Origin of the sequence: Streptomyces sp. CA-288835 (assembly GCF_050936385.1) — a bacterium.
Classification (GTDB): domain Bacteria; phylum Actinomycetota; class Actinomycetes; order Streptomycetales; family Streptomycetaceae; genus Streptomyces.
This window is the reverse complement of record NZ_JBNJMW010000001.1, coordinates 139,875-154,772: the sequence shown is the minus strand read 5'-3', so window position 1 is coordinate 154,772 and position 14,898 is coordinate 139,875. Positions and strand designations below refer to the sequence as shown.

General features: G+C 68.4%; 14 protein-coding genes and 1 pseudogene. 11 read left to right on the top strand and 4 right to left on the bottom strand.

Going from position 1 to position 14,898, the window contains the following annotated elements; genetic code table 11:
* Nucleotides 1-38: 38 nt before the first annotated feature.
* Nucleotides 39-470: a hypothetical protein gene (locus ACQEVY_RS00785; protein ID WP_432943690.1), complete on the bottom strand. Its 432-nt coding sequence runs from the start codon at nucleotides 468-470 to the stop codon at nucleotides 39-41.
* 395 nt (nucleotides 471-865) lie between these two features.
* Between ACQEVY_RS00785 and ACQEVY_RS00780 the strand changes: the two genes are divergently transcribed.
* Nucleotides 866-2,176, top strand: coding sequence for a hypothetical protein (locus ACQEVY_RS00780; RefSeq protein WP_432943688.1), 1,311 nt, complete (start codon nucleotides 866-868; stop codon nucleotides 2,174-2,176).
* Between the two features lie 21 nt (nucleotides 2,177-2,197).
* On the opposite strand, the gene ACQEVY_RS00775 is transcribed toward ACQEVY_RS00780, so the two are convergent.
* Nucleotides 2,198-2,923 (bottom strand): TetR/AcrR family transcriptional regulator, encoded by a 726-nt coding sequence (locus ACQEVY_RS00775; protein WP_432943686.1) that lies wholly within the window; start codon nucleotides 2,921-2,923, stop codon nucleotides 2,198-2,200.
* Between the two features lie 138 nt (nucleotides 2,924-3,061).
* Here ACQEVY_RS00775 and ACQEVY_RS00770 point away from each other — a divergent pair, with 138 nt between their 5' ends.
* Nucleotides 3,062-4,516: a serine hydrolase domain-containing protein gene (locus tag ACQEVY_RS00770; protein ID WP_432943684.1), complete on the top strand. Its 1,455-nt coding sequence runs from the start codon at nucleotides 3,062-3,064 to the stop codon at nucleotides 4,514-4,516.
* Here the strand turns inward: ACQEVY_RS00770 and ACQEVY_RS00765 are convergent.
* Nucleotides 4,513-5,264: pseudogene (locus tag ACQEVY_RS00765) on the bottom strand (IS701 family transposase); the annotation flags it as partial. The gene ACQEVY_RS00770 and the pseudogene ACQEVY_RS00765 overlap by 4 nt on opposite strands.
* Nucleotides 5,265-5,326: 62 nt before the next feature.
* Here ACQEVY_RS00765 and ACQEVY_RS00760 point away from each other — a divergent pair.
* Nucleotides 5,327-5,674: a transposase gene (locus ACQEVY_RS00760; RefSeq protein ID WP_432943682.1), complete on the top strand. Its 348-nt coding sequence runs from the start codon at nucleotides 5,327-5,329 to the stop codon at nucleotides 5,672-5,674.
* Entirely contained in the window at nucleotides 5,671-6,192 is a 522-nt protein-coding gene (locus ACQEVY_RS00755) for a DUF6262 family protein (protein WP_432943680.1), read from the top strand. The genes ACQEVY_RS00760 and ACQEVY_RS00755 overlap by 4 nt, the downstream gene beginning before the upstream one ends.
* Before the next feature lie 103 nt (nucleotides 6,193-6,295).
* Here ACQEVY_RS00755 and ACQEVY_RS00750 read toward each other — a convergent pair whose 3' ends face one another.
* A complete protein-coding gene (locus tag ACQEVY_RS00750; RefSeq protein WP_432943678.1) occupies nucleotides 6,296-10,003 on the bottom strand; it encodes a helix-turn-helix domain-containing protein in 3,708 nt (1,235 codons plus the stop codon).
* 253 nt (nucleotides 10,004-10,256) lie between these two features.
* Between ACQEVY_RS00750 and ACQEVY_RS00745 the strand changes: the two genes are divergently transcribed.
* From ACQEVY_RS00745 to ACQEVY_RS00715, 7 genes are all read left to right on the top strand, one after another.
* On the top strand, nucleotides 10,257-10,706 hold the full coding sequence (locus tag ACQEVY_RS00745; RefSeq protein WP_432943676.1) for a hypothetical protein: 450 nt from the start codon (nucleotides 10,257-10,259) through the stop codon (nucleotides 10,704-10,706).
* 230 nt (nucleotides 10,707-10,936) lie between these two features.
* The gene (locus ACQEVY_RS00740) at nucleotides 10,937-11,344 is read left to right on the top strand and encodes a peptidoglycan-binding domain-containing protein (protein ID WP_432943674.1); all 408 of its coding nucleotides are present in this window, start codon (nucleotides 10,937-10,939) and stop codon (nucleotides 11,342-11,344) included.
* Between the two features lie 104 nt (nucleotides 11,345-11,448).
* On the top strand, nucleotides 11,449-11,571 hold the full coding sequence (locus ACQEVY_RS00735; RefSeq protein WP_432943672.1) for a hypothetical protein: 123 nt from the start codon (nucleotides 11,449-11,451) through the stop codon (nucleotides 11,569-11,571).
* A gap of 84 nt (nucleotides 11,572-11,655) precedes the next feature.
* A complete protein-coding gene (locus ACQEVY_RS00730) occupies nucleotides 11,656-12,555 on the top strand; it encodes an aminoglycoside phosphotransferase family protein (protein WP_432943670.1) in 900 nt (299 codons plus the stop codon).
* 457 nt (nucleotides 12,556-13,012) lie between these two features.
* On the top strand, nucleotides 13,013-13,564 hold the full coding sequence (locus tag ACQEVY_RS00725; RefSeq protein WP_432943668.1) for a hypothetical protein: 552 nt from the start codon (nucleotides 13,013-13,015) through the stop codon (nucleotides 13,562-13,564).
* Nucleotides 13,565-13,628: 64 nt separating this feature from the next.
* A complete protein-coding gene (locus tag ACQEVY_RS00720; RefSeq protein ID WP_432954995.1) occupies nucleotides 13,629-13,703 on the top strand; it encodes a DUF6207 family protein in 75 nt (24 codons plus the stop codon).
* 285 nt (nucleotides 13,704-13,988) lie between these two features.
* Entirely contained in the window at nucleotides 13,989-14,450 is a 462-nt protein-coding gene (locus ACQEVY_RS00715; RefSeq protein ID WP_432943666.1) for an SRPBCC family protein, read from the top strand.
* Nucleotides 14,451-14,898 lie beyond the last annotated feature (448 nt).

Sequence of the window (14,898 nt, the reverse complement as noted above, 5' to 3'; positions counted from 1 at the left end):
GCCGCGTTTGGTGAACCAGAGTTCGCGATTTGGCTTCGTCAGCGGGTGCTGCGCTGCTCGATGTCACGCTGCACCGCATCGATTGCCGTGCGAACTCCGGCGAGTGCTGCGCCCTGCTGGCGGGAGAGGGTCAGAAGCTCTTCCAGGGAAGCCTTCTTCCTGGTGAGCTTCTTGGCGAAGTCGTCGGGCAGTACGGTCGTCTCATACTTTATGAGGTTCGCCACGATCGTCCCGAACGCGATCTTCGGCCAGCGCTTCTCGGCCTGCTTGATGCGACTGCACTGCTCGTCCAAGCTCTTGATGTCCGCCTTCGTTACCGGCAAGCTCTCAAGGTTGTCAAGGAGGACGGCCACGTTGTCGAGCAGCTCGTAGTCGGGCTTGAGCTCGGAGGCCCTCCTGTCGCGCTTGCGCTTGCGGATCTGGTCGACGGAGAAGTAGGTCCCGATGAGGAGGCTGGCCAGCGCGATCACGGCGGCCCAGGTCCATGAGCTGCTGAAACTAGTCTGAGACCCGCTGGCCTGGAACAGACCGCTGCCGGAATGCATGGCGTTTCGCATCGGGCAGGAAGTAAGGCAGGGCATCATTGGTTGTCCTTGCTGAGAACAGGAGCTCGCGAGGCCTCCGCCAAGAGATTTTTCCTGGCGAGCTATCGGATTGGTTCTCGGTGTGAGCCGTGTACACGGCTCATGTCACAGGCTGTGGCCCCGGACTGAGGTCCGGGGCCACACGCCTAGGCGGAGGCAGACCTCCCTCTACCTCGCTCGAAGGCGGCTTCCCGGTGGCCTGGTGCCGCGCGTTGCTGGGTGCACCATCAGTAGAAGACGCGCTGATCTTCGGGCCAAATCCGGTATGAGTGCCGCGATAAATGGCGAACAATGAGCGATGCGGAGGGGTTACCTCCGCATCGCGCCGCTATCGGGATCTTCGTTCCGGTCGCGCTGGAGCGACGAAGTACGCGAAGAAGATCTTTGTTCGATATTTATCGAGCAAGAAGAACGTACATACAGTGGATTATCTGCGCCCCACCGGGAACAATGAGCGGTCTGTCGTGAGGCGAAGTCGGGGGCTGCGCATGGGACGGAAGCTCAATCCACTGCCAGATGACGGACGCCCTTTGACCGTCTTTGTGCAGAGCCTCCGCTCGCTATGGGAGGAGGCTGACGCGCCGCCCTTCACTAAACTCGCCGAAACGTCCGGTTACCCGCAGCCGCGTTTATCGGAATTGTTCAACGCCAAGCGTGTCCCGCCTGTAGATTTTCTTCGCGACGTTGTGCAGGCTCTCGCGGGAGATCCCGGACCGTGGCTGGTGCGGCTGAAGAACCTCGAAGAGGCAGAGGCGGAATGGCAGGCGGCGGCTGCGCGGCAAGGCGACAGCGCAGAAGCCCGGATCGCGCGTCTTGAGCACGAGAACGAAACGCTGCGTGCTCTGACCAAACACCCGGAATCGGTCATCGCCAGGGCCAAGTCCGCTGACGAAGCCGCTGGTGAGCGGATAGAGAAGGCGGCTGCGCAGGAAGCGCAGGTGCGGACTCTCCTGAGCCAGGTGCAAGAGCAGTTTCGGCAGTTGCACGAGCGGTTGCCTGCCGCACAGCGGCAAGCGGACACCGTTGTCGCTGTGGCGCGAGCTGATGCTGATCGGCACGAACTCGAGGGGCGCATCGAACACGACAAGATCATCCAGGAGGCCAACGACAGGGCCAAGGAGCTGATACGCAAAGCCACAGAGCGCGCGACCGAGATTGAACAGGGCGCGATCGAGAAGGCCAAAGAGCACCGAGCAAACGCTGCGGAGTCCGTGGATCGCCTGGTCAAAGAGGGAGATCGCTACCGCGCCGAGGCTGAGCAAGCAGCCAAGCAGGCCCAAGCCGAGCGCGAGAATATGGAGAGGCGAGCCCGCATCGAGATCGAACGACTGGTGCGAGAGGCGCAGAGGCAACTTGAAGCCGCTGGAACGCCTGAGCGTGCTGAAGTACTGGAGATCCTCCTGCGGGACTTCAACATCGGTGACAGCCATGTCAACGTGACGGGCCGACACGCGCGACGCTCGACCGCTAGCCAGCCTGAGAGTGAACGAGACGCCCAAGAAGCTCCGAATTCGGCCGCGACGTCATCTCCCGCCCCGGTACCCCTTCCTCGTCGACGCTCAAGCTGGCCTCTCCCACGGCCGCGCAGGTGAGACCTAGTACTGCAACCGCAACTAGGGCGTGAGTCGGGCCGTCAGGCCATCGAGGACCCGGTCGAGCCCGTACGCGAAGTTGTCATCGCGGATCCGCTGCGGGGGCACATCCTGCTGGGCGGAGCTTCCCGCACGCAGCCGCGGGTGCTCCCGCGTGGCCTCGTCGAAGGCCGGTCGCAGGCCCGCCACCCACTCCTGCTCGGTCTTGCCGCTGCGGGCGATCAGTGAGAGGTACGCGGCCTCGGCGGTTGCGATCCCGATGACGTAGGCCATGAGTGTGCCCATGGCCTGGTCCATCTCGTCCGCGGGGAAGCCCGCCGCCTCGAACTGCGCGAGCAGCGCCGAGGACATCCGCATGGCGTTCGGGCCGATGTGGACGAGGCCGACCTGGCCCAGTTCGGGGGCAATCCATGGGTGGCGCAGAGTCATCTCCCGCAGTTCGGTGGCGGTGCGGGTGACTGCCGCGCGCCACCGGGTCCCATCGACGGCGGTCGGTACGTCCAGTTCGCCGTAGACGTCGTCCACGACCAGCTCGATCAGTTCGTCCTTGCTGGCCACGTGCCGGTACAGGGAGGTGGCCGCTGTGCCCAGGCGGGTGCCGAGCTTGCGCATGCTGAGCTCCTCGACGCCCTCCGCGTCCAGCAGGCGGATCGCTTCGGCGACGATCTGCTCGCGGGTCATGTGTTCCCGCTGCCGGGGGCGCGGCCGGGTCCACACCGAGGCGGTCGGCTTCTCGTCGGCTGGCATGCGGCCCTCGTCTCTGCTCGTCCCACGTTCATCGTCCCCACCACGTTAGCGCACACCGTACGCATCTTGCGTACAGCGTTACGTTATGCGTACAGTGTTCGCATCGAAGAACGTCGTACGCACCAGATAGGGGCTGACATGTCGAAGAACGTGAGCTGGGACGTGCAGGGCAACTGGGAAGCCAAGGGCGACTGGGGGACCAGGGGCTCGGCGGGCAAGAAGCTGGACCTCGTCCACTGGCAGAACCGTCTCGACGCACTGCGCGTCGAGCACCACGTTCCGGCCGCGTCCCTCGCGGTCCTCGTGGACGGGACCGTCCACGAGCTGGCCAGTGGCGTGCTCCACCGCGGCACGGGCGTCACGGCGACGACCGACTCGGTCTACCAGATGGGCTCGATCGCCAAGGTCTACACCGCCACCCTGATCATGCGGCTCGTCGACTCCGGCCGACTGGACCTGGACGCGCCGGTCGTGGACGTACTGCCGGAGTTCTCGGTCGCCGACCCCGAGGCGACCAGGGCGATCACCACACGCCAACTGCTCAGCCACACAAGCGGTCTCACCTGCGACTTCACCTACGACAGCGGGCGCGGCGACGACTGCCTCGCCAAGTACGTCGAGGCCGCGAAGGATGTGGCGCTCGACTGCCCGCCCGGCGCCGCCATTTCGTACAGCAGCGTCGGGTACAACGTGCTCGGCCGGATCGTCGAGGTGGTGACTGGCCAGGTCTGGGACGAGGCCCTCAAAGACCTGCTCCTCACCCCGCTCGGCGTCACGCACACGATGACGCTTCCCGAGGAGGCGCTGCGGTTCCGTGCGGCGATGGGGCACCTGGGCAAGGCGGGCCAGGACCCGGAACCGGCACCATCCTGGGACCTGATGCCGCGCTCGGCGGGCCCCTACGGCAGGGTCATCGCCACGGCCGGGGACGTCGCGCGGCTCGCGCAGATGCACCTCAACGGCGGTGTGGCGCAGGACGGCAGGCGCGTGCTCTCCGAGGAGACGGTCGCGCTGATGCAGCAGCGTGTGGTCGACTCCCCCGACAAGTGGACCGTCAGCGCGGACGGTTGGGGCCTGGGCTGGACCCTGTACGACTGGAACGGCGTCCAGGGATACGGGCACGACGGCGCCTCGATCGGGCAGTACGGCTATCTGCGCGTGGTGCCCTCGACGGGCGTCGCGGTCGCGCTGCTCACCAACGGCGGCGGTGCGCGTGAACTGTACGCGGCGCTTTACCGGGAACTCCTCGCCGAGTTGGCCGGGGTGACGATGCCGGAGCCCTTCGCCCCGCCTACCCAGCCGCCCGTGGTCGACTTCGCGCCGTTCGTCGGCACGTACCGGCGCGAGGGCGTGGTCATCACCGTGACCGAGCGGGACGGTGCGGGCCACGCGGTGTACGAGTTCGTCGACGGTATGAAGGACTTCTCCAAGCCCCTGGAAATAGACCTGGTACCGGTGACGGAGACGGTCTTCGCGGGTACCGGGGTGGGCGCGGCGTTCAGCGAGGACTACATGCCCGTGGTCTTCTCCACGCTGGAGGACGGCACGGCCTGCGTCTACATCGGCATGCGCTGCGGCCCCAAGGTCGCCTAATACTCCAGTGCGGTTTCGTGGCCTATCCAGCAGGTTCGCCGAGGCGCCCGTCGGTAGTGGCTGCGTCGGGCTGTTGCCTGGTGCTGTCTGCGCCAGGCGGACCAGTGCAGCATTCTGGTTGCGGTCATGGCCGGTGAGTGGAACACGATGGCGAGTAGGTGGCGGGTCTCCGGGACGGTCAAGGAGATCGGGTCGCTGCTGCGGGCCGGGTGGTGCTGGTCGGCGGGCCGGTCGGGGGCCGCGTCGGCAGCGAGGGCGGTCAGGAAGGCAGGGCGAGCATGGCGAGGGTGATGTGCCGGTGCCATGAGGTCCAGTGCCTGACCTGGTAGTGGTCGAGGCCGAGGTGGCTCTTGGCGGCCTGGAAGCACTCCTCGATGCTCCATCGGATGCCGGTGACGCGGACCAGTTTGGCCAGCGTCACCGCGGTGGGTGACCAGCAGAGGTAGAAGGCGAGTTCGCCGGTGGTGCGGTTGCGGCGGATCAGCAGGTGGCGGTGGCTGCCGCTGCCGATGTGGACCCAGGCCCAGTCGTAGTGGCGCGGGCCCTTCGCGCCGTTACCGGCACTGTGCCGTTGCCAGGCCGTGGCGGGCAGACGGCCGGTGACGGTGTCCGCGCGGACAAGGGTGCGGCCGTGGTTGATCCGCACCCGGGCGGAACAGGCGACGGCCAGCACATAGCCGATGCCGCGTGCCTCCAGGGCATGCCGCAGGTGAGGGTCCTGACCGTAGGCTTCGTCGCCAGTCACCCAAGGTTCCCTACGGCGTCTGCATCGAGCCGGCCAACGTTGCAGCCGGCGGACACGCCTGCCCGGTGCGCTTCCGCTGCGTCGGCTGCGGCCACTTCCGCACCGACGTGTCCTACCTGCCAGACCTCGAGGCGTACTTGGCCGACCTACTCCGCAACCGTGAGCGCCTCGCCGCATTCGCCACTGCGGACGACTGGGCCAAGAGCGAAGCGATGCCCTCAGACCAGGAGATCACTCGCCTCCGGCGTCTGATCAAGTGTGTCCGCGAAGACCTCGACAGCCTCACAGAAGAAGACCGCGCCGAGATCCAACGGGCCGTGAGCATCATCCGCCGTTCCCGGCAGACCGTCTCCCTCGGCATGCCACGAGTCGGCCAGCCCCTGCCCGACTTCCGTCTCGAGAGGCCCGCATGACATCCACCATGATCGACGGAAAACGAGCCGATTCCGTCCGGCGTCGCGAGCGTGTGATCAAGGCGCTCGACTCAGCCCTGAGAGCCGGCGACGACATTACGGTCTCCGGACTGGCCAGGGCCGCCCGAGTCGATCGCACCTTCCTCTACCGGCACCGCGACCTTCTCGAACGCGTCCATGCAGCGGCGACCATGCCGGTTGACGGGAGCCGACAGGCCGCCGTCAGTCGCGCCTCACTCCAAGCCGACCTCGCCAACGCGCTCGCCAGGAACACGCGTCTGGCGGCCCGTGTTCGCCAGCTCGAGAAGCGCCTCTCCGGGCAGCTGGGTGAGAGCGCCTGGAGCGAATCGGGCATGGGGCCTTCAACCGACCTTGATCAGCTTCAGCGGCGGGTCGTCATGCTTGAGCAGGAACTAGCAAATAAACAGGGTGAACTCAGCGAGAAAGCAGAGGAGTTGGAGGCTGCGCGGGCCGCCAACCGAGAGCTCACCCGTGCCCTCAACCATGCCCCCAGATGAAGACGCGCGCTCCGCTTCCGAGGTCTGTCAGCTGGCGGGCGGCGCCGGATCCCCTCGCCCGCTGCCCGGGACTGTCCATTGGCTCTCTGCGCCAGGCGTCGGGTCAGCAGGTCATGCGGTACGGGATGTCGGGGAGGTACGTCTTCCAGTCCGACTCCGAAAGACCGGAACCCGTGCGGGTGCACAGTCGGCGGATCACGTGGTCGGGGTCGAAGTCGTACGTCCGGAGCGGGACGTGGCTGCCGGCGACGTACAGGGTGGTGCCGTTCCCGGCGAAGGCCAGCGCGAGGGGCCGGTCGCCGGGGCCGGGGACGGCGGAGCCCAGGGGGCGGCTGGAGGGGACGTCCCAGAGCCGGACCGTGCCGGAGTCGCCGGCGACCGCCAGGGTGTCGCCGTCGGGGGAGAAGGCGAGGGCGCTGACAGACTCGGTCGCCTCCGAGTCGGCCAGGATGCCGAGCCGGCTGCCTATCTCGCCGTCCCACACCGTGACGCGGCCGTCGCTGTCGCCCGCCGCGAAGTACCGGCCGTCGGGACTGAAGGTCACCGTGCTGACGCCCGTGTCGCCCAGGGTGCGGTAGTCCACCCGTCCCGAGCGGAGGTCGGCGACCTCGTTGTTGGAGGACGCCAGGGTGCGCAGGTCGCCGCGGACGGCCAGGACTTCCGCGCTGATGTTCTTGAGCGTCCGGGTCCGTTTGTTCCGGCGTACGTCCCACACTTCGACCCGGTCTTCCGTCGCCCGGGAGACCAGCAGGGTGCGCCCGTCGGCGCCGAGCGCGAGGCCGTCGACGTCGGCGAAGCCGTCCGGGCCGAGGCGGATGGCGATCGTCGCCCTCTTGCGGTGGGCCGTGACGTCCCACACCGTGATCGACTGCTGTGTGACGGAGTTGCTCATGTCGGCGCTCTGCAGGTAAGCGAAGGTCCGGCCATCGGCGCTGAACGCCATCAGGTCGGAGCACACGCCCTCCTCCACCTCGGCCGCGGGGCACGGCTTGTGCGGCACCGTGCGGCCGGTCTTCGTGTTGCGGGTGTCCTGCAGGCGGATGCCCGCGGCGGCACCGGTGGAGCGCACGGTGACCAGGGTCCGGCCGTTCTGGCTGAGCAGCGCGTCCTGGGTGCTCGCTTGCTGCCAGCGCGAGGTCGTCGCCGGGCCGAGACCCAGGGAGCGGACGGCACTGCCGGACCCGTTGAGATAGCGCAACTGGCCTGCCGCGAAGTCGAGTTCATACCAGAGGAACTCTTCCATGGCCAGCGTGTGGCGGAACACCGGCTCGCCGGGGGAGGAGAGCCGCCACATCCGGATCTCGTCCGGGCCGACCGCGACGAGGAACTTGGCGTCCGCGCTGAACTGCACCGACTTCAGCGACTCTCCCGTCAGCCGGCCGATGACACGCCCCGAGCGGATGTCCCGGACCTGGATTCCGGTCTTGGAGGTGAGCGCGATGGTGCGGCCGTCGGGCGAGAAGGCGAACTCACTGTCCTTGCACAGGCGTTGGTCCAGTCGCGACATCCAGGGGAGGGACAGTGTGCGGCGGCGGGCGATGTCCCAGATCCTGAAAGGCGTTTCGTCCGAGCAGGTCGCCAGCAGTCGCTCGTCGTGACTGAGGATCGCGTACTGGACGTCGTAGTCGTCCTTGTCGTCCTGCGGGGGAACCTTCAGCAGCAGCCGGTGCGTTCGTCTGTCCCAGACCTGGGTGGAGCCGGGGGCGATCGTCACGACGGTGCGCTCGCGGCGGCCGAAGTGCGACACCATGGTGTCACCGCCGGGAAGGTGCCCCGTGACGCGGCCGGTCCGGACGTCCCACAGAGCGGTGGAGTCCCCGTCTGGTGCCGAACTCAGGGCGATGGTCCGGCCGTCCGGACTGATGACCACCTCCCCGTCCCCGTCCTCGGGCAGCAGCTTGCCCGGTCCCGGATACGTTCCCGTACGGCGATGGGTGCGCAGGTCCCAGGTGCGTACATGATCACGGGAGACCGACACCAGCGTCCGTCCGTCGGACGTCAGCTGGCGGACCGTTGTGCGGTCGTTGCGTTCCGGGACGGTGAAGACGTCCTGTTCGCGCCGGTTCTGGGCGGACAGCAGGGCCGAGCGGGTCTCGACGGTCGGGGCGAGCTTCCAGGCGGCGACGCTCAGCCGGGCCGCCGTCACCGGGTCGGCGGCGCGCATGCTGTCCGCCACCGCCGCGATCCGCCGGGCCTCGGCCTCGTGGTGCCGTCGGTCGCTCGTACGGGACTGCTGCCAGGCCGTGACGCCCGCGACGAGGGCGAGGACGAGGAGGGCGGCGAGGGTGCTGAACAGTCCACGGCGGCGTCGGAGTTCGCTGCTGCGGCTGGTGCGGGCGGCGGTGAGGAAGGCCTCCTCCAGCGGGGTCAGGGGCTGGTCCGCGAGGTGTTCGTCCGCGGTGGCGAGACGGGTCCCGCGATAGAGCGCGCCCGGATCGCGGCCCAGCTCGTCCCAGGTGCGAGCCGCCTCGGTCAGCCGGCGATGGGTGCGCAGGCGTTCGCGGGCCTCCTCGATCCAGGCGGACAGCCGGGGCCAGGACGTGATCAGGGCCTCGTGCGCCAGGTCGACCGTGTCGTCGTCCAGGGTGAGGAGGCGGGCGCGGGCCAGGCGGTCGAGAACCAGGGCCACTTCGCCGGACGGGGCGAAGTCGAGTTCCGCGCGGTCCACCGGGCGGCGGGTGTCCTGGGACCCTTCGCCGGGAGTGATAAGGCGGAGGAGGATCTGGCGGGCCAGGGCCGCCTGCTCGCCGGAGAGCGTCCCGTACACGTCCTCGGCCGTTTGCGCGATCGCGCCGCGTACGCCGCCTGCCGCCTCGTACGCCGCCATCGTCAGCGCCCGCCCGCGGCGGCGGCGCCAAGTCTCGCGCAGGGCGTGAGAGAGCAGCGGCAGGCCCCCCGGCTCGCCGCCGGTCTCCTCCACCAGGCGGGCGGTCAGCTCGCGCTCGACGATCAGTCCGGCCGACTGCGCGGGCCTGACGACGGCCTCGCGCAGCTCGGCCGGGCTCATCGGTCCCACCAGCAGGTTGGCCTCGGCCAGGGCGTCGGCGAGCTCACGGTGCTCGGCGCAGCGGCCGTAGAAGTCGGCGCGTACGCCGAGGACGACGCGCAGCCGGCTTGCGGGCTCGGCGGCGGCCAGCAGACGGGCCAGGAAGCCGGCCCGCTCGCCGGTGTCGCGGCAGAGCGTGAAGACCTCCTCGAACTGGTCCACCACAAGCCAGGTGTCCCCCTCGCCCGGGGCTGGTGCGCACACCGTGTCGTGGGTGCGCAGCGGATGCTCGCCCGGGGTGAGGATCCGCACCGCCGCCGGCCGGTGCGGTCCCTCCAGGCTGCGCAGGCGGGGAATCAGCCCCGCCCGCAGCAGGGATGACTTGCCGCTGCCGGACGGCCCGAAGACCGCAAACACGCGGTGCGCCGTCACCGCGCGGACCAGCGCATCGGTCACCTCGTCCCGGCCGAAGAACAGCTCCGCATCGCCCACGTCGAACCGGGCCAGGCCACGGTAGGGAGAAGGAATAGTCTCGTCCGCCACGAGGTCGGCCGCCCGGGCCTGCTCGGTGACTGCCTCGCGCCAGCGCCGCTCCCACTGTTCCGCATCGCCGCCGCATGCCCGCACATAGGCCAAGGCGACTGGCAGGGAGGGCAGTTGCTCTCCTTTGGCCGCTCTCGACAGGGTGGTGACCGAGACCTCCACCTGCCGGGCCATCTGCCGGTAGGTGATGCCGCCCGCTTCCTGACGCAGCTTGCGCAACTCGAACGCAAACCGCTGAACCGGCCCCAGACCCGGATCGAGGTCCGCCTCCGGACGCCCCATATCGCTTCCCTCCCCCGTGCCGCCCCCGTGACCAGCAGCGGCGTCTCATCCCAACACGCGCCCCACCACCGCGAAAGACACCATCTCGCCAACCCGGGCCTGTGACCTGCTTTGTTTCACGCCCGGGACACGGCTGTGCAACAACCCCCAGCCCGATGAACTCGATGCCGAACCAACCGAACGGCACGCCCCCGGGATCCGGTGGCGTGCGGCGGTGGGCACAAGCCGTGCCCGTGAGTCGAAGGAGAGATCGATGGCGTCACATTCGAAGGTCATCACGGCGCTTGCCACTGCGGCGGCCAGTACCGTCCTCGCGGTATCCGCCAGCCCGGCTTCGGCAGCGAGCGCCTACTGGGCGAACGGGATCAACTACAGTGACTACGTCAATGAGCGGTGGGCCCGTAGCGAAACCAACGGAGCAGTAGTCGGTGGGGAGATCCACTGGAACCGCACCGGCACGAGCGTAGGCATCAATGCGACCGTCTACGACACACAAGCCGACGGCTACGGCGCGATCGCGAACGTCGGGTACTACGCCGACGGAGACAGGAACCGATGGACGGTCGAGGAGATCGGCCACGCCAGCGGCGGCGACGGCAGCCGGGCGACCATCCAGAAGCACTCCATAAGGAAGGTCACCTACATCAAGATCCAGGCCTGCAAGGTCAAGGGCAGCACCAAGATCTGCGGCCCGTTCCAGTAGCAGTCGCACTCACATGACAGATGGCTCGTGCTGTGACCGGGAAGGTTCGCCAGGTTGCTCGCTGTGCTGGTTGGAGAAACCTTCTCCAACCAGTGGGGGAAGGCGGGGATGGCGCAACCGGACCCGGACACGGCACGCGCTGTCCTGATGCCGGACCGGTACGCCGACTTCGAGGGGCCGGTGTGGTCCGTCCGCGAGGGCGCCAAACTTCACGTACAGGGGGGATTTCCATGCACGTTCGCACCAAGGCCGCCGGCTTACTCACGGCGGGTGCCCTGCTCTCCGGTCTGTTCGCCGGCGCCACGAGCGCGTCCGCGGCCCCGGCCGGTGCCACGGCCCAGGAGGCGTCCGTCTCGGCCGCCGCGGCGAGGTGCCAGCTCAGGGACTTCATCGGCTGGTACTGCGGCTACGAGGTCTCCAACCCGTACAGCGACCGAGGGGACCGGGGCGCCAAGGTACGAGAGATCCAGGCGCTGCTGAGGTTCCACGGCGTGTCCATCGGATCGTCGGGCGTCGACGGCATCTTCGGCGACGACACCGAGCGCGCCGTGAAGACCTTCCAGGGCCGCAAGGGCATCGCCCGGGACGGCAAGGTCGGCCCGAACACCTGGTACTACCTCCGCATGCCGGGCGCCTGACCGGGGAAGGCGGGCCCGGGATGTGACCCGGATACGCGTCAAAGAGGCAATGAGTTGATCTTGAAGCCCTGACAGGACGTCTCACAGCGAGACACCCAGGCCCGGTGGCGGGCCTGGGTGTCTCGCTGTGGAACCTCGACGCTCTTCTGTGCGACTGGGTCGGGATCGGGCTCGGCTTCGAGAAGCTGGCGCGGGTATCCACCCAGCGGATGACGCCCAGCCGATAAATCCGGTCGACAGAGGAGCCCGCGGCGCAGTGTGATGGCTCCGACTGCCCGTCGCACGGAGCGGGCCGACCGCAGGAGCTGCTCTTGGCAACCGAGAGAACCGCGGACATCTATCCGGCGATCGATGTGGCACTGGTCAGGCGCCTGGTCGATGCGCAGTTCCCACAGTGGGCCGAGCTGCCTTTGGAACTGCTCGACCCGTCCGGCTCGGACCATGTGATCTACCGGCTGGGCGAGGAGCTGTCCGTCCGGATGCCCCGCCATGCCGGGGCCATTGGGCAGGCCAGGAAGGAGTCCGAGTGGCTGCCCCGGCTCGCTCCGCACCTGCCCCTGGCCGTCCCGGTCCCGGTAGCGGTGGGGGAACCCGACTTCGGCTACCCGTGGCCATGGGCGGTCTCCCGCTGGCTGGACGGCGAGGTGGCGACCGTCGAGGCGCTGGCCGACTCGTCCGTGGCCGCCGTCGAGCTGGCGGAGTTCCTGACCGCCCTTCAGCAGTTCGCGCCCAAGGACATCCTGGATGGGGACGTCCGCGAGGACCTCACCGGTCGGCCACTGGCCGACCGGGACCGCGCGACGCGGGCCGCTATCACGGAGGTCGACGGGGTGTTCGACACCGTGGCCATGACTGACCTGTGGGACGCGGCGCTGGGCGCCCCCGGATGGGATCGCCCTCCGGTCTGGTTCCACGGCGACTTCCACACCGGCAACCTGCTGATCCTCGACGGCCGCCTCAGCGCGGTCATCGACTTCGGCGGGCTCGGCATCGGCGACCCGGCCTGCGACCTGACCATTGCCTTCACCTTGATGTCGGCCGGGAGCCGGGCTGCCTTCCGGGCCGCGCTCGGGGTGGACGACGCCACCTGGACCCGGGGCCGCGGCTGGGCCTTGACCACCGCTCTGAACGCCTACACCTCCTACGCTGCCGTCAACCCCCGCGTCGCCGCGCAGACCACCCGACAGATCACCGAGGCCCTCATCGGCTGACCACGACGGGGACCTCCCGTCGGCGGCCAGACCCAGCCCAGCGCCAACCCGAGCCTCCTCGCCTTCAGCTCGACCGCAGATCAGCCGGAGGAGATGAGAGCGCTTCAGGAATCCCGAAGTTACGTCACCCGGCAGCAAGACACCCGGAAGAGGAAGTACCCCCTGGCCACAGTGGCCGAGGCTCAGCGGGGTTCAGGACAACTCACGGGATGTCGCACATAGGAGATGCTTGCGCCACTCCATCGAGGGATAGCGCAACACCTGTTGCGATGGCTACGGCCGTCCATATCGGCGCTGAGCTGCATCGTTCTGGGACTCTCTCCACGGCAACAGCCCGAACCCCCAGAGAACCGCCGGACCGGCGACGGGTTCGACACCTTCGACCTCACCGTGGACCTGGTCGTCGCCCCCGACCTGAGCAGCCTCACATGGAAGGACGAACCACGAGTACGCCCACGTGCGGCGGCTCGGCATCGTCACCGAGCACCATGCCGTGGACGACGCCCGCGCCCAAGTCCTCGCGATGCTCGAGGAACGCTCCGGCCCGTTCGCGAACGCGGCCGCGTGGACGTCGTGGCGGTGGGATGCAGCCTGGCTGGCCCCCGCCGCGCCTGCCGCTGTCGGCCACGACGGGGGTTGCACCAGCAGAGGGCTGAAACGTTGGCTGGACGGTTGCCTCCAGCAGGGGATCGAGGGTTGCACCGAAGATGGGCACCCCTCAAACCGGATACCGGCCGTTCCCGCAGATCAGCCCCCTGGGCAAGCCATCAGGCGTCAGCAATGGCGGTCCGCGCCGCCGGTCAGGCCGGTGCGGGCTGCAGAGCGGCGAGCGGCCGACCGCCGAACTCTCGCCGTCTGGGCCTACGAGCAGTGGGCCAGCCAGCTGCCGGGGCTGTATGGGGGTGAGGCGGTCCAGGTCGGCGGTGAACCGGGGCAGGGCCTCGTAGGCCGGCACGTTCTCCTCCAGGAAGCACAAAGCCCCGCGAATGCCGGGGCGGTGGTCGTCTGAGGTGAAGACGGTCGGTGACATGGTGTGTGAGCTCTGACTGCCTGCTGGTGGCGAGGCCAGGCTGGTGGCCCTCCAAGACATGATCGCGGACCGTTGGGCGACTGCGACCAAAGACCCTACGACCCGGGACCCCGGCTAGCCGGCGTACGGCTGCGCCGTTACCCGGACCAGCGTCAAGCGGTTCGGCCCGGCCGCGGCGCAGGTCGCAGTTCTGCCGCTGGGTGGCTCTGGATGAGGGGCGTGTTTGTTGGCCGTGACCGTGCCCCGAACCCTGCGCTGCATGACCGCGCCTCTACGGCCGGCACGAGAGGTGGCTACCGGTCGTTAGACGAGTGATCCTCGGGTACTCGCCACCGCGTACTGAGGCCGCGGGCTGGTCGTTGGCCCTGGCTGCGACCAATCCAGTAGAGAGGTAGGTTCTCAGATGAGCACGGTCAAGGAAGCGGTGGAAGTCGAGGTTCCTGTGCACACCGCCTACAACCAGTGGACCCAGTTCGAGGAGTTCCCGCAGTTCATGGAAGGGGTCGAGGAAGTCAGGCAGCTCGATGAGCGCCACAACCACTGGACCACCAAGATCAGCGGGGTGGAGCGCGAGTTCGACACCGAGATCGTCGACCAGCTCCCCGACGAGCGCATCACGTGGCGCACCACCACGGGTGACACCAGGCAGAAGGGCACGGTCCGCTTCCAGCGTCTGGACGACACGCACACCCGGGTCGAGCTCGTCATGGACGTCGAGCCCACCGGCGCCGCGGAGAAGACCGGCGACATGCTGGGAGTGATCGACCGGCGTGTGAAGGGCGACATGCGGCGTTTCAAGGAGTACATCGAGGGTCGCGGCGGCGAGTCCGGAGCTTGGCGTGGGCGCATCAAGCCCGGCGGGTGAGCCCTGTCCCGCCCCCGAAGCGCATCGCTGTCGGCGCCGGTGACCCCTGGTTGGCCGCCGACGCTGACGCTGTGACCGTGTCACGGTCACAGCGTCAGCCCGATCCCGTATCCGTGCCTCGTATCCGTCCCGTACTGCCCCGTCGCTGTTCCCCGCCCAGTCAGCTCGGAGTCGCCCGGAGGGCTTGAAGGCCGACAAGCAACGCATCGGATGGTCCGGCAAGGCATGGCGTGCTTGGGAGTCGCTGCGTGGCAGGGGCTGCTGGTACGTGGGCTTCTGGCCAGATGGCGAACCGTACAGCGATGAGCGGGCCGTTCTCCTGCGACCTACACGGTACCGGTGGCAGGCCTCCCGGTGGGTCCGAGATGTTGGTGCGGGACTGCGCACGCCGATCCTGGTCACCCCGCACGAGCTGACCCCGCAGTACGCGTCCGACGACCTCTCTATC